The organism is Maricaulis sp. (genome assembly GCF_048269565.1).
Classification (GTDB): Bacteria; Pseudomonadota; Alphaproteobacteria; order Caulobacterales; family Maricaulaceae; genus Maricaulis.
In genome coordinates this window covers 319293-338039 of sequence record NZ_JBLXIK010000002.1, presented here as the reverse complement: position 1 = coordinate 338039, position 18747 = coordinate 319293, and the positions used below count along the sequence as shown (strand labels likewise).

Genomic DNA, 18747 nt, shown 5'->3' with positions numbered 1-18747 from the left:
TGGTGCGCGCCAACCCTGGCTCTGTCCGGGCGAAACAGCCGGGCGCTGCAACCTGCCAGGCGGGCAATACCGGAGCATGTCCCGGCATCACACCAGACCCCGCGATCGCACCCCCGCCGGGGCCGGTCCGGCCGCCTGAGCCAGCCCCCGCCGGCAGGACAGGGCCTCCGCGATATGGACCCGGCGGACGGCGTCGCTGCCGTCGAGATCGGCGATGGTGCGGGCGACACGCAGGACGCGGTGATAGCTGCGCGCGGTGAGGCTGTGTTGCTGAGCGGCCTGGTTGAGCAGGGCCTCGCCGGCGCGGTCGGGCGCAGCAGCGTGTTCGAGGATGTCCGGCGGCAGGTGCGCATTGAGACAGCCGCGTTCAGCCTGGACGGAGCGGGCAATGGCGACCCGCGCGGCGGCCGCTTCAGTGCCCTCGGCCGGGGCCGGCAGCGCCAGGTCGGCGGGGGTCACCGCCGGGACCTGAATCTGCAGATCGATACGGTCGAGCATCGGGCCGGAGATGCGGGCCTGGTACTCGCTGGCGCAGCGCGGACCGCGGCGGCAGGTCTGACCGTCCTGGCCGCCACCGCCGCAACGGCAGGGATTCATCGCCGCCACCAGCTGGAAGCGGGCCGGATAGGAGATGTGGGCATTGGCCCGCGCCACCGTGATGCGGCCCGCCTCGAGCGGCTGGCGCAGGCTGTCGAGCACTTGCGGATGGAATTCGGGCAATTCATCGAGGAAGAGCACGCCATGATGCGCCAGCGACGCCTCGCCGGGCCGCGCCCGGGTACCACCACCCACCATTGCCGCCATCGAGGCGGAATGGTGCGGGGCGCGAAACGGCCGGTCGCGCCGCAAACAGCCGCGTTCCAGCAGGCCGGCGACGGAATGGATCATCGAGACGTCGAGCAATTCGGCCGCCGAAAGCGGCGGCAACAGGCCGGGCAGGCGTTCGGCCATCATCGACTTGCCCGAGCCGGGCGGGCCAACCATCAGGAGATTGTGATGGCCGGCGGCGGCGATTTCGAGCGCCCGCTTGGCGCTTTCCTGACCCTTGACCTGGTTGAGGTCGGGGATGGCATTGCTCTCGACCAGCTCACCCGGCGCCGGCCGCGACAATACCTGGGTGCCCTTGAAATGATTGATCAGCTGGATCAGCGTCGCCGGGGCGAGGATGGGCAGATCGCCGCCCGCCCAGGCCGCCTCCGGGCCACAGGCCTCGGGACAGATCAGCGACAGGCCCGCCGCCTGCGCCGCGACCGCGGCGGGCAGGGCACCGGGCGCGGAAGCAATCGAGGCGTCGACACCGAGCTCGCCGAAAGCAAGATTTTCCTCGACCACATCACGCGGCACCACGCCCAGCTCGGCCAGCACGCTGAGTGCGATCGGCAGGTCGAAATGCGAACCTTCCTTGGGCCGGTCGGCGGGTGCGAGATTGACGATCAGGCGCTGCGACGGCATCGACAGGCCCAGAGCGGCGAAGGCGGCGCGGACCCGTTCGCGGCTTTCCGTCACCGCCTTGTCGCCCAGTCCGACAATCGAGAAGATCGGTTGCGACCCACCCGCGACCTGGACCTGCACATCGACGATGCGCGCTTCTGCGCCCTCGAATGCGACCGATGTGGTGCGAGCGGCCATGACCCCGGCCCCCTCCGATTTGTGCCGCTGCGGGGTCAATCACCGGCCGAAAGCCGGATAGCCTCCCGCTTCGAATCCGGCCCCAAGGCAGGCATTGCGCTAAACGGTTACGAGTATTGAGTTTTCCACAGGCATGAGAACAAACCACGTCCAAAGCAGGAACGCAGAATGAAACCATCAGGCTTGCAAGTCAAGCGTGTGTCAGGCCCGGGATGCGAGTCGACGCTCGGCGGCATCCCAGAACAGGGCGCAGGAATCGACGCCGGAAAAGCGTTTCAGCTCCTGCACACCGGTCGGCGAGGTGACATTGATCTCGGTCAGGCGGCCACCAATGACATCAATCCCGACCAGCACCAGACCACGCTCTTTCAGCAGCGGTCCGATGGCGGCGCAGATGCGCAGATCATCCGTGTCCAGATCCGCGGCCTCGGCCTTGCCGCCAACATGCATGTTGGAGCGGGTTTCGCCCTTGAGCGGCACGCGATTGATCGCGCCAACGGCCTCGCCATCGATCAGGATGACGCGCTTGTCGCCCTTCTCCACCGCCGGCAGGAAGGCCTGGGTGACGACGGGCTCGCGATTGCTCTCGAAGAACATTTCCAGCAGGGCCTTGAAATTGCCGTCGCCGGGCTTGAGCCGGAATACGCCGGCGCCGCCATTGCCGTAGAGCGGCTTGATGATGATGTCGGAATACTTGTCCCGGAAGGCCTCGATGGCTTTCGCATCACGGCTGATCAGGGTCGGCGGCACCAGGTCCGGGAAGAGAAGCGGCACGATCTTTTCCGGGCTGGAGCGGACCCAGGCCGGATCATTGAGGACCAGGGTGCGGCCCTTGAGCATTTCGAGGATGTGGGCGGCGGTCTGATAGGCCATATCGAAAGGCGGATCCTGACGCATCAGGATGACATCGATATCCGTCGCCAGATCAAGCTCAACCTCATCACCGAGCGTCGCATGATCGCCCTGGACATGCCGCACGGTGACCGGCCGCGCCCGGGCCGTGATACGGCCCTCGCACCAGGACAGGTGCTCAGGCTGATACACCCACAGCGAGGCGCCACGGGCCTGGGCCTCTTCCATCAGGGCGAAACTGGTATCGCCGTCGACATTGACGGTCTGGATGGGGTCCATCTGGACCGCTACGCGCATGTTCAACGGGAACCCTCCGGAGCACCAAGCAGTTGCGGGGTGGAGTTGGGCAGATTGCCGCCAGAATCAAGACCCGGCATGGATTCGCCGGCACAGGCCTCGGCGCGTCGCTCGCCGCGCGACGGCAAATCGCTCGGCACGCCGGCGACGCGGACATAGCTGATGACCTCGACCACGCCGCCAACAAGGGCCGCATGGGCGCTGGCACGCTCCAGCTCGCCACGCGAGCGGGCAACACCAAGCAGGTAGACCCGGCCGGCATAGGTTTCGACGTTGAAATTGACGCTGCGGACATCGCGGTCGGACAAAAGTTGTGCCCGCACCCGCTGGGTGATCCAGGCATCGCGGCTGCGGTCACGCAAACCGTTTGACGGGCCGACCCCGATCTCGTTGGCCACCGAGCGCACGGCCACCGAGGACCAGGCGAGGCATTCCGCCATCATCCGGTCATCCTCGCGCGGCACGGTTCCGGTCAGGAGCGCAATCCCCTCGGTCACCTCGACATCAACGCCGTCGAGCGCGAAGCCCTCGCTGCGCAACATCGCCGCCTTGATCGAGAGCGAGGCATTGGTGTCGTCGAGTTCGCGCCCGATCGAGCGCTCGGGCTGGATCGCCGAACAGCCCGCGAGTATCGCGGACAGGCAAAGCAGGGGAAGAAGCAGGCTGGCTTTCAATCGGGCCGTCATCCGGCAGACTCCTGTCGGTCTGTAAGGCGAATCGGCAGATCCGCAGATTATTCCGGGCCTGGTGTGACCAGGCGCGTCAACAAGCTAGGCTGTTTCCTAGAGAAGATCGAGAGCTTCGCGATCCTCGGGGATCCACGCGGCCCGCCGGTGCTCGGGCCAGCGGCCGGGCGCCACCAGGAAGAGGTCATAGCGCATGTGCAGGGTTTCAAATCCGCGATGCCGCGCCCGCCACAGCGAGGCCGCACGGATGATGCGCCGGCGCTGGCGCGAACCGAAGGATTCCAGCGCCGCGGCCAGGGTTTGCCGTGCCTTGACCTCGACAAAGACCAGATAGTCGCCGCGCGTCGCCACCAGGTCGATCTCGCCCGCGGCGGTACGGGCCCGGTGCTCGAGCAGGCGGTAGCCCTTGCAGGCCAGCCAGGCCATGGCCAGCCATTCGGCCCAGCGGCCGCGCGCTTCGGCAGCGCGGCGCGGCGCCGTCACGGGGCCTTCCCCGACCGGGAATCCCCCTTCAGGGCCAGGGCGCGGGCATAGACATCGCGCTTGCTCCAGCCGGAGACATCGGCGATCCGCGCCGCAGCATCCTTGATGCGCATCTCCGCCATCACCTGCCCCAGCGCCGTATCAATGCGCGCCTCGTCCCAGTGATCCTCGGGTCCGGGCCCGATCACGATCACCATTTCGCCGCGCGGCGCACCGGCCGCTTCATAATGCGCCGCCAGCTCTTCGAGCGTGCCGCGGCGCACCTCTTCATGGAATTTGGTCAATTCGCGGCATACCGCCGCCTGGCGGGGTCCGAGCACTGTCGCCATGCTGGCCAGCGATGCCGCCAGGCGGGAGGCGCCCTCATAGACCACCAGCGAGCCGCGGATCTCGCGAAACGGTTTGATCCAGGCTTCGCGCGCTGCGGTCTTCGGCGGCGGGAAGCCGGCGAAGGTAAAACAGTCGGTCGGCAGACCGGCGACACACAGGGCGCTGAGCACGGCCGAGGCGCCGGGGATCGCCGTCACCATCAGCCCCGCCTCGATCACCGCATGCGCCAGCTTGTAGCCCGGATCCGACACCAGCGGCGTGCCGGCATCGGACACGAGGGCGATGATTTCGCCCGCCGCGATCGCCTCAAGCACTCGCGGGCGGACCTTGTCGCCATTGTGATCGTGATAGGGCTGCAGTTTCGCCTCGATACCATAGGCATCGAGCAAGCGCCGGGTGACCCGGGTATCCTCGGCCAGCACGCGGTCGGCCCCCGCCAGCACGTCCAGGCAACGCAGGGTCACGTCACGCAGATTGCCGATCGGGGTCGCAACCAGATAAAGACCGGGCGCGAGAGCTTGCCCGCCGCGGGCTGGGCGGATAGCTTCGGGCTGAAATTCCTTGGGTGATTGAGTCATGACATCAGATGTAGCACTGCGCGTGTTTGGCGCCGCAGCAAGAATGACACAAAAAAGCGGTCCGCGCCTGCTCGCGATCATGGCTGCGGCGGCGCTCAGTGCCTGCGGCACGACATCGACGCCGCCACCACCGCCAGTCGTGGTCGAGCTGCCGCCGCAGGTCGAGACGCCGGTCGAGCCGGTTGAGGAACCCGTCATCGACGAGGCCGTTGGCCTGGTTCCACCGCATATGGAAGGCCGCCAGACCGCCCGTGTTGCGATCCTGCTGCCGTTCTCGAGCGAGAATTCCGGTGCCCGCGCCGAATCCCTGCGCCTGCTGCGTGCCGCCGAACTGGCGCTGTTCGAGCGGGCCGGCAGCAATCTCCTCCTCATCCCCAAGGATACACAGGGCACCGCCGACGGCGCCCGCGCCGCTGCGATGGCCGCTTTCGAGGATGGCGCCGATCTGATCATCGGGCCACTGTTCGGCCAGTCGGTCACCGTGGTCGGGCAGATCGCCCGCCGCGCCGATATCCCCGTGATCGCCTTTTCCACCGACACCGACACCGCCGGCAATGGAGTCTATCTGCTCAGCTTCCCGCCCGAGCTCGAGGTTGCCCGTGTCGTCGAATACGCCTCGCGCCGCGGCGTCGAGCGCTATGCCTATCTCGGTCCGCAAAGCCGGTACGGTACGGCCGTCAATAATGCCCTGCGCACCAACGCCGAGCTGACCGGGGCCAGCCTGACCCGCGAAGCCTTCTATACCGGCGATGTCGAAGCCATGGCGAGCGCCTCCTCGCGGCTGGCCCGCGGTGTGTTCGAGCCGATTACACCGGAAGAAGCGCTCGAGCTGCGCCGCTCGGAATGGGTTCCTGCTGCCGATGCACCCTTCCAGGCCGTGATGCTGCCAGAGGGCAGCACGCGTCTGCGCACGCTCGGCCCCTTGCTGATTTCCCAGGCGGTCGATCCGCTGATTGTCCGCTTCCTCGGCACCGGATTGTGGAATGACGAAGACCTGCTGCGCGAGCCGGCGCTGCACGGTGGCTGGTTTGCCGGCCCGGACCGGGCCTCGCACCAGCGCTTCGAGGACTCCTACGAAGCCGCCTATGACAACGAAGCCTCCAATATCGCCAGCCTTGGCTATGACGCCGTGGCGCTGGCGGCGCATCTCGAGGGCGGCGAGCTCGGCTTCAGCCGTGAGGCGATCGAGGATCCGGAAGGCTTTCTCGGGATTGACGGTCTGTTCCGCTTTGGCCAATCCGGCGTGATCGAGCGTGGACTGGCGATCTATGAGGTCCAGTCGAATGGTTTCCGGGAAATCGAACCGGCACCCCAGACCTTCGATCCATTGGCCTATTAGCCACTAGGGCGTATCGGGAACCAGTTCACCGGAAATACGGTCGGCGAAAATACGGCCGGCCGGCAATAGCCGCACGCGGGCGCCGCGCTGCTCGACCAGGCCCTGCGCGCCGAGCCGGTCCAGCGCGTCGATGTCGATCGTCAGCCCGGTCTTGCGCTGCAGGACCTCAAGGTCGAGCCCGTCATCCAGCCGCATGCCCATCAGGATGCGTTCGGCGCGCTCGTCGCTGGCGCTGAGCTGTTCGGTTGCCCCCAGCCCGCTGCCCGCCCCGGCCACGGCGTCGATATAGGCCTTGGGCTGGGCCCGTGCCTCACAGGCCAGGCGGCCTGTGCCGGCGGCACTGCCGATGCGGCCATGGGCACCGGGACCGACCCCGATCCAGTCGCCGCCTTCCCAATAGAGGCGGTTGTGGCGCGACTGGTCTTGAACTGTGCGCGCATGATTGGAGATCTCATAGGCGGGCAGGCCGTGGGCGTCGCAGATATCATGGGTGAGATCGAACAGGTCGGCGGCAAGCTCGACCGGACTGTCGAGTTGTTCGCCGCGACTGGCGCGGCGGCCAAAGGCAGTCTTCGCCTCGATGGTCAATTGATAGGGCGAGAGATGGCTGGCGCCGAAAGCGAGAATCTCGCGGAGTTCGGCTTCCCAGGACGCCGCCGTCTGACCGGCGCGGGCATAGATCATGTCGATCGAGACGCGGTCACACAGCGACATCGCCCGTTCGATCGCGCGCCGCGCCAGGGCGCCGTCATGGTCACGGCCGAGCTGGCTCAGCGCCGCATCCTCCAGGCTCTGCACCCCGACCGACAGCCGGTTGACGCCGGCGGCGATGATATCGGCGAAATTGTCGATATTGTTGGGATTGGCCTCGAGCCCGATCTCGGCCCCGTCCTCAAACCCCCAGAGCTGGTCTGCGTGCTCGATCAGGCGGTTGATCCGGGCGCCGGTCATCAGGGATGGCGTGCCACCGCCGAAATGGATGCTCGCCAGCGGCCGCGCTCCCGTGCGCTGGCGCCAGCCGGTCATGTCGGCCAATATCGCGTCCAGCAGCGCATCGTCCTGGCCCCTGGGCCGGTAGACATTGAAATCGCAATAGGGGCAGATCCGGGCGCAATAGGGCCAGTGGACATAGAGGCCCAGCGCGTCCGCCAACGCTGTCATCGCCCGAACTCCGCCGCCAGCAGCGCCGCCAGCGCGCGGCCGCGATGGCTCATCGCGCGTTTCTCCGCTGCCGTCATTTCTGCAAAGGTGCGGTCATGCCCGGCGGGCTGGAAAATGGCGTCATAGCCGAAACCGCCCTCGCCGCGCGGGGGCCAGACGATCTCGCCCTCGACCTCGCCGCGGAAATGGCTGACCTCACCGTCCTCGCGGCACAGCGCGACCACGCAGACGAAGCGCGCCGTGCGGTCCCTGCTGCCGCTGGCCAGCAAGGCCTCGTGCACGCGGCGCATGGCGGCGTCGAAATCGCGGGTCTCACCGGCCCAGCGCGCCGACAACACCCCGGGCGCTCCGCCCAGCGCATCCACCGACAGGCCGGAATCATCGGAAAGTGAAGTCAGTCCGGTTGTGCTCCAGGCGGCCCGGGCCTTCAGCGCCGCATTACCCTCGAATGTCGTTTCGGTTTCTTCCGGTTCATCCAGACCCAGACCCGCAGCCCCTTTCAGGACAATGCCGCGCGGCGCCAGCAGGGCCTCCAACTCCTTGATTTTTCCGGGGTTGTGGCTTGCCAACACCCAGGTTTCTTGCTCGCTCATGACCTGATCCTTGCCGATATTTTATCGGCTTTCGAGAAATTAATATCGAAAAACGATATTTTTCACTTGCGTCTCTTTCGGTTCGCGTTTATCGATAATCAACAAGGACGGGAGACATCGTCCTGGTAGCAGAAATGACAACGGTAATGGTTTCGATTCAACACAAAGGAAACAGTCAGATGGTCAGGTCCGAGAATTCCGGCTTCCGTATGTTCGCATCCGTCGCGATCAATATGGTGCTGCTGATTTCAGTCGCCGCCGGTACGTTCTACGCTATTGCGCCGATGGTCGCGTAATGGTTGACATCAGGTGAGGCCGACGGCGGGACAATCTGCCGCCGGCCCGCCCAATGACTTTGGGAAGGGGTGGGCATGAAGACGCTGGGACGCGGATCGATTACATCGATTCTCCGAATGGTACTGGGCGGAGCCTGGTATCTGGGCTGGGCTTTGCTGGCCTTTGCCTCACTGGTTCTGGTGGCCGCTGCGGCCGCCTTCCTAATGGATATTCTGGGCTATTCGCCCGGCCCGGCATCGCAGGTGTTCGACGCGGTGCAGAGACTGGGCTGGGTCTATCCTTTCTTGATTGCCGAGATCGTGGCTGCGATGGTCGTCATCGACCGTTTGCGCCGGGTGTTTGCCACCCTGATCGCCGGCGACCCCTTCGTGCCGGAGAACGCGCGTCACCTGCAGGTGATCGCGATCGCCATTGCCGCCTACCAGATCCTGCGGCACCTGACCCAGGGCGCGGTCGCCATGATCCTGACCCTGATGGATATGGAAGAGCCTGTCGTTGGCGGCGCCGAACTCGGCCTCATGCCGAATATCAGCCTAGGCGCCTGGTTCGCGGTGGTAACCCTGCTGGTATTTGCGGAAGTGTTCCGCGAAGGTGCGAAAATGCGCCAAGAACAAAAATTGACGATCTAGGGGGAGCGCCAGCTATGCCAATTCGCGTCACCCTCGATCGGATGCTGCTGGAGCGTCGCATGTCGCTGACAGAGCTGTGCGATCGCGTCGGAATCACCATGGCCAACCTGTCCATCCTCAAGACAGGCAAGGCCAAGGCCGTCCGCTTCTCGACCCTGGAAGCGCTCTGCCGCGAACTGGGTTGTCAGCCGGGGGACTTGTTGTCCTTCGACGACGAAGATGAGGAGGAAGGCCGCGACGCCGCGCAATAGGCGCGCCGCAGCCAAAGGAATTCGTCCACCACGTTGGGCGGATCAGACGGCGGGAGTGGGCCTGCACGGTACGCCCCTTCCCAAGAGAGTCCGAGCGGGCCATTTCCTGCCCCCCAGCGCACTCCCGCCGTCTGCCTGTGCTTTTACCTGAAAACCTCGACCCGAAGACCTAGGTGCGCAGGGCGGCAAGCTGTGCCTCGCCCAAGCTTGCCACACCGGCGCGCGCCAGAGCAAACAATTCCTCGAACGCCTTTTCCGGGATCGGCCGGTCTTCTGCCGTCGCCTGGATCTCGACGATGCCACCATTCGGCGTGAGCACGAAATTGGCATCGGCTTCGGCGCGGCGGTCTTCCTCGTATTCGAGGTCGAGACGGGATTCGCCATCGATGACGCCGCAGGAAATCGCGGCCAGCTGGCCATAGACCGGGTCGGCCTTGAGCAAGCCTTCTTCCATCAGATAGGCCGTGGCCTGTTTCAGGGCGACCCAGGCACCGGTGATCGCAGCGGTACGCGTGCCGCCATCGGCCTGCAGCACATCGCAATCGACGGTGATCTGGCGTTCGCCGAGCGCCTTGAGATCAACGACAGCGCGCAGGGAACGGCCGATCAGGCGCTGGATTTCCTGGGTCCGGCCCGACTGCTTGCCGGCCGCAGCCTCACGGCGCGAGCGGGTATGGGTGGCGCGCGGCAGCATGCCGTATTCCGCCGTCACCCAGCCCTTGCCGCCACCACGCAGCCAAGGCGGCAGATTGTCCTCGATACTGGCGGTGCACAGCACATGCGTGCCGCCAAAGCGCGCCAGGCAGGAGCCTTCGGCGTAGAGCGAGACGCCCGGTTCGAGGGTGATTTCGCGCATCGCATCGGGGGCACGTCCAAAAGGTCTCATAGGGCTCTCTCCACAGGGTGTTCGCCTGTGGCTCTAACGGTCATCATGCCGCGCATCAAGCATGGACACCGGCGGTGCCGGTTGAACAGCGCAATTGAACCTTGGCCCGGTCGGGCCTAATTGATGGATATGTCCGAAACGCCACCCAAGACCGGCCTTGCCGCCCTCGACGAGCGCATGCGCGATATTTTCCGCGAGATCGTCGAGAATTACCTGCAATCGGGCGGCCCGGTCGGATCTCGCACCCTGGCCCAGGCCGGCCGGCTGGGCCTGTCGCCAGCCTCGATCCGCAATACCATGGCCGACCTGGCCCAGATGGGACTCCTGTCAGCACCGCATGCCAGCGCCGGCCGCATGCCGACCCATGCCGGGCTGCGGCTCTTCGTCGACGGCCTGTTGCAGGTCGGCGAGCTCAACGCCTCGGAACGCAGTGCCATCGAAGGCCGTGTCGCGACCACCGGACGCAATGTCCCCGATCTGCTCAACGAGGTCTCCGCCCTGCTCGGTGGCCTGGCTGGCGGTGCCGGTCTCGTCGTCACGCCCAAGCGCGATGCGCCGCTGCGCCATGTCGAATTCGTGCCGATCTCGCGCCATGAAGTCCTCGCCGTGCTGGTCTTCTCGGATGGCTCGATCGAGAACCGTCTGATGGCGGCACCCGAGGGCCTGCCGCCAGCAACGCTGGTCGAGGCCGGCAATTTCCTCTCCTCGCGCCTGACCGGTCGCAGCCTGGAACAGGCGCGGCTCGATATCGAACGCGAGATCGCCGAGAATCGCTCCCAGCTCGACGCCGCCGCCCAGGGTCTGGTCAAGCAGGGTCTGGCCGACTGGGGCGGTGGCGGCGAGCATCGCTCGCTGATCGTGCGCGGCCAGGGCCGCCTGCTGGAGAATGTCGGGGCCGCCGATGACCTGGAACGCATCCGCCTGCTGTTCGACGACCTTGAGCGCAAGCAGGAGCTGATCGCCTTGCTGGACAGGACCCGTGACGGCCAGGGCGTGCGTCTCTTCATCGGTGCCGAAAACCCGCTCTTCAGCCTGTCGGGTTCAAGTGTGATCGTGGCACCCTATATGAACAGCGATCAGGAGATTGTCGGCGCGCTGGGTGTAATTGGCCCCACCCGTTTGAACTATGCGCGTGTTATCCCCCTGGTCGATTATACAGCCCGTGTCGTCGGAAAGATTCTCGACGGCGCCAGACCTTGAGAGTGAAGAAGCATGACTGATACGACCGACGGCACGCCTCAGGACAACGAGAACGAGGACATCATGACCGACGCGACCGAAGCGCAGGACGCCGCCGACGAGATCCCGGCTGAACGCGACGACATCATTTTCAAGCTCAATGCCGAACTGGAGGCCACGCGTGATCGCCTGCTGCGCTCCGTCGCCGAGGCTGACAACACCCGCAAGCGGGCCGAGAAGGAAGTCCGCGATGCCCGCGAATACTCCGTCTCCAAATTCGCCGAGGACATGCTCGACATCTCCGACAGCCTGTCGCGCGCGGTCGCCGCGGTGGACGAAGACACCATCGCCAATGCCTCCGAGCCGATGAAGAATCTGATCGAGGGCGTGGCCATGACCGAACGCTCTATGCTGGCCAAGATGGAGCGCCATGGCGTGCGCAAGCTTGACCCTCAGCCGGGCGATGCCTTCGATCCGCATCTGCACCAGGCCGTGGCGCAAATCCCGTCCGACCAGCCGGCCGGCACCATCGCCGCCGCGATGCAGACCGGGTTCACGATCGGCGGCCGCACCCTGCGCGCCGCCATGGTTGCCGTTTCTGCCGGCCAGTCCGGCTCGGATGCGCCGCAGGGCGACCCGTCGGGCGGGCATGTCGACATGAAGGCGTGAGCCACAGGTCTCATCCGCCCTTGCCATTCGGGTGATGACGTCGTTCTAATCGCCGCCAAAGCGCCGCCATCTGACGGTGCCAAGACGCGGGGACCCAAGGATGCTCATCACCCATATCGCGAGCCTGGCTGTGCAGGCCGCGCCCGCCTTCGATGCTGAAACGGCCACCCAAGCCTATCTCGCCACGCTTGACGGCGCCGCGCGCGCGCGCTCCGACAGCTATTTCGAGGGCGGCTACTGGCTGATCCTGGCCAATTTCGTGATCGGCCTCACCGTGGCCGGCATCCTGCTGCAAACCGGTTTCGCCAGAACCCTGCGCGACAAGCTGCGCGCGGTTGTGAAATTCAACTGGCTGACGACCTTGCTGTTTGCAGCGGTCTATTCGCTGGTCACCTCGATCCTGACCTTCCCGATGAGCCTGTATGAAGGCTTTTACCGCGAGCACGCCTTCAATCTCTCGACCATGAGCCTGCCGGCCTGGCTGGGCGAATGGGCGATCAATCTCGCGGTTTCGACCCTGATGTTCGCGGTCTTCATCACACTGCTCTACGCCGTCATCCGGATTGCAAAGGCGAGCTGGTGGATGTGGGGCACGGCGATGTCGGTCGCCTTCCTCGGCTTCATGCTCTTCCTGTCGCCGGTCTATATCGACCCGCTGTTCAACGATTATCAGCCGATGGAAGCGGGCGAGCTGCGCGATGACATCCTCGCGGTCGCCCATGCCAATGGCATCCCGGCCGATGATGTCTATGTCTTCGACGTCTCGCGCCAGTCCAACCGCATCACCGCCAATGTCGCCGGCCTGTTCGACACCACCCGCATCGCCCTGTCCGATACGCTGATCGAGAATACCGACCGCGATGAGGTGATGGCCGTGATGGCGCATGAGATGGGCCATTACGTGCTCAACCACCTCTGGGAAATGTTCGCGATGTTCGCCCTCCTGCTGGCGATCGGCTTTGCCGTCACCAATGGCCTGTTCGGCTGGGCCAATCGCGTTCTGGGCCAGAGCTGGGGCATTTCCGGCATCGGTGATGTCGCCGGACTGCCGCTGCTGATCGCCTGTCTGTCGGTTTTCTTCTTTGCAGCAACGCCGGTCTTCAACACCATCATCCGCACCAATGAGGCGGAAGCCGATATTTTCGGTCTCAATGCCGCGCGGGAACCAGACGGGTTCGCGACTGCGGCGCTGCGCCTGTCCTCCTATCGCAAGATCGAGCCGGGCCCGCTGGAGGAATGGTTCATGTTCGACCACCCGTCCGGCCGCGCCCGGGTCTTCATGTCGATGCAATGGAAGGCCGGCCAGCTCGAACTGGGTGCCGCCGACCAGACTCCGGACCTGCGCATCGACCGCGCCGAGGCCATTGCCGCGGAGCTGGAAGCGGCGAACGCGGAATAGGGCTTTTCACGCCCGATCACGAAGGCCGGAGCCGGCGCTATAGCCGCTCGCCTCGCATGGCGGGCTGGGTCATCATGGCGGCGGTTTTGAAACGGGAGAATACGGCATGATGGGGCTTCCTGACTGGGCGGTGCAGGCGATGTCGGTGCTGACCCAGGCGTTTATCCTCGCCCTGGGCGTGCTGGCGCTGATCGCACTGGTCTTCTTCATCATTGACCGCACCCAGACCAGCGATGCCATCCGCCGCAATTACCCGGTGGTCGGGCGTTTCCGCGGCCTGTTCACGACGCTGGGCGAGTTCTTCCGCCAGTATTTCTTTGCGATGGATCGCGAGGAATTGCCCTTCAACCGCGCCGAGCGCGAATGGGTCTATCGATCCGCCCGCGGCGAAGGCGGTACCGTACCCTTCGGCTCGACCAAACCACTGACCCCGGTCGGCACCGCGATCTTCTCCAATTGCGCCTTTCCGCCACTCGATGACCATGCCGCCGATACCCAGGCGCTGCGGATCGGGCCGACGGCGCGCCAGCCCTATGACGCACCCTCTTTCTTCAATATTTCCGGCATGAGTTATGGCGCCCTGTCGAAACCGGCCGTGCGGGCGCTATCGCGCGGCGCGGCCAGGGCCGGGATCTGGATGAATACCGGCGAGGGCGGGCTGACAGAGATGCATCTGGATGGCGGCTGCGACATCGTCTTCCAGATCGGCACCGCCAAATACGGCGTGCGCAACGCCTTGGGCGGTTTCTCTGAAGAAAAGCTGCGCGAAGTCGCCGCCATCCCGCAGGTGAAGATGTTCGAGCTCAAGCTCAGCCAGGGCGCCAAACCGGGCAAGGGCGGAATCCTGCCGGCCGAGAAGGTCACCGAAGAGATCGCGGCGATTCGCGGCATTCCGGCCGGCCAGGCCTCGATCTCTCCCAATCGCCATCCCGAAGTCGCCAATACCGAAGACCTGCTCGACATGATCGCCCATCTACGCGAGGTCACCGGCAAGCCGGTCGGTTTCAAGGCCTGCATCGGTGCTTATGGCTGGCTCGAGGAATTATGCCTGGAGATCAGGAAGCGCGGCGTCGACAGCGCCCCGGATTTCTTCACCATTGATAGCGGCGATGGCGGCACCGGTGCGGCACCGATGGCCCTGATGGACAATGTCGGCCTGCCGATCCGCGAAAGCCTGCCGATCGCCGTCACCATTCTGGGCCAGCACGGACTGCGCGAGCGGATACGGATTATCGCCTCGGGCAAACTGCTCACCCCCGGTGCCGTCGCCTGGGCGCTGGCCTCCGGTGCCGATTTCATCCAGTGCGGCCGCGGATTCATGTTCTCGCTCGGCTGTATCCAGGCGATGAAATGCCACAAGAATACCTGCCCGACCGGTGTCACGACCCATGACAAACGTCTGCAGCGCGGCCTGGTGGTGACGGAGAAGTCGGAGAAGGTCGCCCACTACGCCAATACCGTGCGCGAGCATGTCGAGATCATCGCGCATTCCTGCGGCGTCGCCGAGCCGCGGCTGTTGCGGCGCAAGCATGTGCGGCTGGTACAGGCCAATGGCCGCTCCATCCCGATGACGGCGATCAACTACATGCCGCCCGACGAGGACGGCCCGGCCGAACTGCCGGCCCAGGACTGACGCCAGACAGAAAAGGCCCGCCCCTGCGTTGAGCGGAGAGGCGGGCCCTTGTTGGTCACTCAGCGACAGCCAATCAGCAGCTGGCAGTCAGCGCCAACTAGCAGGCACGCAGCTGGCCATTGCGCCAGTAGGAACATCCATCCCGGTCATCGAGATAATACTGGCCGCCGGTGCGCTGGTCGGTATAGAGGCGCGATTGGTGGGCGTTGTTCTGATCCCACACGCAGGTGCCTTCGCTGCGGCAACCGGCATAGGCGCCGCCGGCAGCACCGATCGCGCCGCCAATAATGGCACCGGTACGGGCATCGCCCGAGCCGGTATTATTGCCGATGATGGCACCAGCAGCCGCGCCCATGGCCCCGCCGGCGAGGGCGCCCTGGGTGGTCGCGCCGCATGCGGCCAGGCTCAGCGAGGCAAGGCCGAGAATAAGAGCTTTCCTGATCATGACATCCTGTCTTTCTGACCGGCCGGCGCCTTGTGGCACCCGCACCCGGTCGCTGGGGTGAACTTGATCCCGGAATCCCGGCGATGACATCGCCGGAATAACCGATTTCATTATGCATCCGCACGCATGGCGAAATGATGACGCGAATTGCCGCGGCAACGAAATTCTCGTTGTGGCAGCGGGCTCAGGGCCGATTGACCCGCCGCAGCGTCAGATTAATCCGCCCGCCACCGGGAAAATGCTGTTCCGGCAGCAGGGTCGAGGTGCCCGGATAGATGCGGTCGACGCCGTGATAACAGCGCCGGGCCGCGCCGCCGAGCACGACAACATCGCCCGAGGATACCACAATCGAGCCGGTCTTGCCGCCGCGTTGCGGCCCGCCAATGCGAAAGCGGGCCTTGTCCCCCAGCGACACCGAGAGCACCGCCGCGTCGGTCGCCGCCTCATCCCAGTCGATATGCATGCCCATGCGGCTGCCGGGCGCATACCAGTTGACCAGACAGGCCTCGGGCGGTGCTTGGTGGGCCGCGAACTCATGCCACAGCTGCAGCAGGGCTGGCGGGATCTCCGGCCAGGCCTGCCCGGTTTGCGGGTGGCAAGGCTCATAGCGATAGCCCTTCGCCTGGTCGGTCACCCAGCCGAGCGGGCCGAAATTCGTCATCATCACCGATAATGGCTGCCCGGTGCGCGGCATGGCCGGACGCCAGAAGGGCGCGCTGCGGGTGGCCGCCACAACGGCCTCGATCAGCGCCGCCTGGGCGGGGCGATCAAAATGGCCGGGCAGATAGCGAAAACCATCGGGGAGGGTGTAGGAGGCGGTCATGGCCCGGAAACTGCCGCACTCCGCGCCGGGCGGCCACCCGAATGCTGCGACGCGCCTGTCAGCGCCCGCCCCGCATCTCCGGCTCGGGCCCGGTTTCCCCGTCCGGCCGGTCCGGCGCCGTCACCTGCGCGTCAGGCTCCAGCACATGACCCACTTCATCGGTCACCGGATCCGCGGGAGCGGTGGCTGGCCGATTTATGTCGGGCCGACGGTCTGTGCGCACCGCAGGTGCGGGCGAAGGCGGTGCCGGGCCGGGTTCCGGACTGGTCGCCGGGGCGGGCCGGGGCGTGTTTTCCGGCAAAGGCCTTTCCTGCGCCAGGGCAGGCCCCGTGCCCAGCAGCAGAGCCGCGATCAGGTATGCTCCGGTTCTGACCATCACGATCTCCCGTTTTCATGGCCTTGTTTCCTGCTCCACAAGGTTAGCACGGATTCGGTCATCGCCTGCACTGATCCTGAACCCGCACTTGCACTTGTCGCCGCCGCTCCCTAAATCGCCTACCAAGAGCGGGGTTATTCCCGCTGAACACGAACCACGTCCGGTGGCGGCTCCGCCGGATATTCAACGACGATCCCGAAGGGGGCAGTCAACCCGGGTAGTGGACGCTTGATTTCAAGGTCCCTGTCCGCGTGGCGGCCCCGCTAAAAAAAACGGAGAATATACCTATGAGCAAGGTCATCGGCATCGACCTCGGAACCACCAATTCCTGCGTATCCGTCATGGATGGCGGCCAGGCAAAGGTCATTGAAAACTCCGAGGGCGCCCGTACCACCCCGTCCGTTGTCGCGTTCACCGCTGAAAACGAACGTCTGATCGGCCAGCCCGCCCGCCGCCAGGCTGTCACCAATCCCGACTACACCTTCTTCGCCATCAAGCGCCTGATCGGCCGCACGATGGATGACCCGACGGTCAAGAAGGACATCGACATGGTGCCCTACAAGATCGTCCCGTCCGAAAACAACGCCGCCTGGGTCCAGGGCCGCGACAAGAAATATTCGCCGTCGGAAATCTCCGCCTTCATCCTGCAGAAGATGAAAGAGACCGCCGAAGCGCATCTCGGCGAGAAGGTCGACCAGGCCGTCATCACCGTGCCCGCCTATTTCGACGATGCCCAGCGCCAGGCGACCAAGGATGCCGGCAAGATTGCCGGGCTTGAAGTCCTGCGCATCATCAATGAGCCGACCGCAGCGGCGCTCGCCTACGGCCTCGACAAGAATGAAGGTAAGACGATTGCCGTGTTCGACCTCGGCGGCGGTACGTTTGACGTCTCAGTGCTGGAAATCGGCGATGGCGTGTTTGAAGTAAAGGCCACCAATGGCGACACCTTCCTCGGCGGTGAAGACTTCGACATGCGTATCGTGGGCTATCTCGCCGACGAGTTCAAAAAAGAGCACGCGATCGACCTGCGCCAGGACAAGCTGGCCCTGCAGCGCCTGAAGGAAGAAGCCGAAAAGGCGAAGAAGGAACTGTCCTCGGCCACCAGCTATGAGGTCAACCTGCCCTTCATCACCGCTGACGCCTCCGGTCCGAAACACCTGAATATCAAGCTGTCCCGCGCCAAGCTGGAAGCCCTGGTCGAGGACCTCGTCAAGCGCACCCTCGAGCCCTGCAAGAAGGCGCTGAAGGATGCCGGCCTGACCGCCGCCGATATCGATGATGTCGTTCTGGTTGGCGGCATGACGCGCATGCCCAAGGTCCAGGAAGTCGTCAAAGGCTTCTTCGGCAAGGATCCGCACAAGGGTGTGAACCCGGATGAAGTCGTCGCCATGGGCGCCGCGATCCAGGCCGGCGTGCTGCAGGGCGATGTCAAGGACGTGCTCCTGCTCGACGTCACCCCGCTCTCGCTGGGCATCGAAACGCTGGGCGGTGTCTTCACCCGCCTGATCGAGCGCAATACGACGATCCCGACCAAGAAGTCCCAGGTCTTCTCGACCGCCGACGACAACCAGACCGCTGTCACCATCCGCGTCTCGCAGGGCGAGCGTGAAATGGCCGCCGACAACAAGCTGCTGGGTCAGTTCGACCTGGTTGGCCTGCCGCCGGCACCACGCGGCCTGCCGCAGATCGAGGTCACCTTCGACATTGATGCCAACGGCATCGTCAATGTCTCGGCCAAGGACAAGGCGACCGGCAAGGAGCAGCAGATCCGCATCCAGGCCTCCGGTGGTCTCTCCGACGCCGACATCGAACAGATGGTCAAGGACGCCGAAGCCAATGCCGAAAGCGACAAGGCCGCCCGTGCCCTGGTCGAAGCCAAGAATGGCGCCGAGGCCATGGTGCACCAGACCGAGAAACAGCTCGAGGAGTTCGGCGACAAGGTGCCGACCGCCGACAAGGAAGCGATCGAAGCTGCCCTTGGCGAGCTGAAAGAGGTCAAGGATGGCGAGGATCTCGAAGCCATCCAGCAGAAGACCCAGGCGCTGGTCCAGGCTTCGATGAAGCTCGGCGAAGCCGTCTATGCCGCACAGCAGGCTGAAGGCGGTGACAGCGAAGGCGCAACCGAGGAGCAGGCCGATGACGATGTCGTCGACGCCGAGTTCTCCGAGGTTGACGACGACGCCAAGAAAGACGCCTAAGGTTAACCGGTATC

18 protein-coding genes are annotated in these 18747 nt (G+C 65.1%); 8 read left to right on the top strand and 10 right to left on the bottom strand.

What is annotated here, in order from left to right:
• Positions 1-87 precede the first annotated feature (87 nt).
• From ACN0YL_RS05145 to rsmI, 5 genes are all read right to left on the bottom strand, one after another.
• Positions 88-1629: a YifB family Mg chelatase-like AAA ATPase gene (locus tag ACN0YL_RS05145; RefSeq protein ID WP_417497259.1), complete on the bottom strand. Its 1542-nt coding sequence runs from the start codon at positions 1627-1629 to the stop codon at positions 88-90.
• Between the two features lie 201 nt (positions 1630-1830).
• Positions 1831-2778, bottom strand: a complete 948-nt coding sequence (gene gshB / locus ACN0YL_RS05140; protein WP_417490512.1) for a glutathione synthase — start codon at positions 2776-2778, stop codon at positions 1831-1833.
• A gap of 2 nt (positions 2779-2780) precedes the next feature.
• Positions 2781-3464: a BON domain-containing protein gene (locus ACN0YL_RS05135; RefSeq protein WP_417469202.1), complete on the bottom strand. Its 684-nt coding sequence runs from the start codon at positions 3462-3464 to the stop codon at positions 2781-2783.
• 96 nt (positions 3465-3560) lie between these two features.
• Entirely contained in the window at positions 3561-3947 is a 387-nt protein-coding gene (locus ACN0YL_RS05130) for a YraN family protein (protein ID WP_417490242.1), read from the bottom strand.
• On the bottom strand, positions 3944-4855 hold the full coding sequence (gene rsmI, locus ACN0YL_RS05125) for a 16S rRNA (cytidine(1402)-2'-O)-methyltransferase (RefSeq protein ID WP_417497258.1): 912 nt from the start codon (positions 4853-4855) through the stop codon (positions 3944-3946). Before rsmI ends, ACN0YL_RS05130 begins: the two co-directional genes overlap by 4 nt.
• Here rsmI and ACN0YL_RS05120 point away from each other — a divergent pair.
• Entirely contained in the window at positions 4854-6194 is a 1341-nt protein-coding gene (locus ACN0YL_RS05120; RefSeq protein WP_417497257.1) for a penicillin-binding protein activator, read from the top strand. The two genes, rsmI and ACN0YL_RS05120, sit on opposite strands and share 2 nt — an antisense overlap.
• A 3-nt stretch (positions 6195-6197) precedes the next feature.
• Here the strand turns inward: ACN0YL_RS05120 and hemW are convergent, their stop codons facing one another.
• On the bottom strand, positions 6198-7355 hold the full coding sequence (gene hemW, locus ACN0YL_RS05115) for a radical SAM family heme chaperone HemW (protein WP_417490239.1): 1158 nt from the start codon (positions 7353-7355) through the stop codon (positions 6198-6200).
• Positions 7352-7948: an RdgB/HAM1 family non-canonical purine NTP pyrophosphatase gene (gene rdgB, locus ACN0YL_RS05110; protein ID WP_417490238.1), complete on the bottom strand. Its 597-nt coding sequence runs from the start codon at positions 7946-7948 to the stop codon at positions 7352-7354. Before rdgB ends, hemW begins: the two co-directional genes overlap by 4 nt.
• A gap of 371 nt (positions 7949-8319) precedes the next feature.
• On the opposite strand from rdgB, the gene ACN0YL_RS05105 reads away from it, so the two are divergent.
• Together ACN0YL_RS05105 and ACN0YL_RS05100 are read left to right on the top strand one after the other, a co-directional pair.
• Positions 8320-8874, top strand: coding sequence for a DUF2975 domain-containing protein (locus ACN0YL_RS05105; RefSeq protein ID WP_417497256.1), 555 nt, complete (start codon positions 8320-8322; stop codon positions 8872-8874).
• 14 nt (positions 8875-8888) lie between these two features.
• Entirely contained in the window at positions 8889-9125 is a 237-nt protein-coding gene (locus tag ACN0YL_RS05100) for a helix-turn-helix domain-containing protein (RefSeq protein WP_417490236.1), read from the top strand.
• 169 nt (positions 9126-9294) lie between these two features.
• Here the strand turns inward: ACN0YL_RS05100 and rph are convergent, their stop codons facing one another.
• Positions 9295-10011, bottom strand: coding sequence for a ribonuclease PH (rph, locus tag ACN0YL_RS05095; RefSeq protein WP_417490235.1), 717 nt, complete (start codon positions 10009-10011; stop codon positions 9295-9297).
• Positions 10012-10140: 129 nt separating this feature from the next.
• On the opposite strand from rph, the gene hrcA reads away from it, so the two are divergent.
• The 4 genes from hrcA to ACN0YL_RS05075 all read left to right on the top strand — a co-directional run bounded on the left by hrcA (position 10141) and on the right by ACN0YL_RS05075 (position 14891).
• On the top strand, positions 10141-11211 hold the full coding sequence (gene hrcA, locus ACN0YL_RS05090) for a heat-inducible transcriptional repressor HrcA (protein WP_417490234.1): 1071 nt from the start codon (positions 10141-10143) through the stop codon (positions 11209-11211).
• A gap of 12 nt (positions 11212-11223) precedes the next feature.
• Positions 11224-11859: a nucleotide exchange factor GrpE gene (gene grpE, locus ACN0YL_RS05085; protein WP_417490233.1), complete on the top strand. Its 636-nt coding sequence runs from the start codon at positions 11224-11226 to the stop codon at positions 11857-11859.
• Positions 11860-11959: 100 nt separating this feature from the next.
• Positions 11960-13258, top strand: coding sequence for a M48 family metallopeptidase (locus ACN0YL_RS05080; RefSeq protein WP_417497255.1), 1299 nt, complete (start codon positions 11960-11962; stop codon positions 13256-13258).
• A gap of 106 nt (positions 13259-13364) precedes the next feature.
• Positions 13365-14891: an FMN-binding glutamate synthase family protein gene (locus ACN0YL_RS05075; protein ID WP_417490231.1), complete on the top strand. Its 1527-nt coding sequence runs from the start codon at positions 13365-13367 to the stop codon at positions 14889-14891.
• A gap of 97 nt (positions 14892-14988) precedes the next feature.
• Here the strand turns inward: ACN0YL_RS05075 and ACN0YL_RS05070 are convergent, their stop codons facing one another.
• Together ACN0YL_RS05070 and ACN0YL_RS05065 are read right to left on the bottom strand one after the other, a co-directional pair.
• Positions 14989-15336: a hypothetical protein gene (locus ACN0YL_RS05070; RefSeq protein ID WP_417490230.1), complete on the bottom strand. Its 348-nt coding sequence runs from the start codon at positions 15334-15336 to the stop codon at positions 14989-14991.
• A gap of 184 nt (positions 15337-15520) precedes the next feature.
• The gene (locus ACN0YL_RS05065; RefSeq protein ID WP_417490229.1) at positions 15521-16159 is read right to left on the bottom strand and encodes an alpha-ketoglutarate-dependent dioxygenase AlkB; all 639 of its coding nucleotides are present in this window, start codon (positions 16157-16159) and stop codon (positions 15521-15523) included.
• A 627-nt stretch (positions 16160-16786) separates the two neighbouring features.
• On the opposite strand from ACN0YL_RS05065, the gene dnaK reads away from it, so the two are divergent.
• Positions 16787-18733, top strand: coding sequence for a molecular chaperone DnaK (dnaK, locus tag ACN0YL_RS05060; RefSeq protein ID WP_417490228.1), 1947 nt, complete (start codon positions 16787-16789; stop codon positions 18731-18733).
• Positions 18734-18747: the final 14 nt, after the last annotated feature.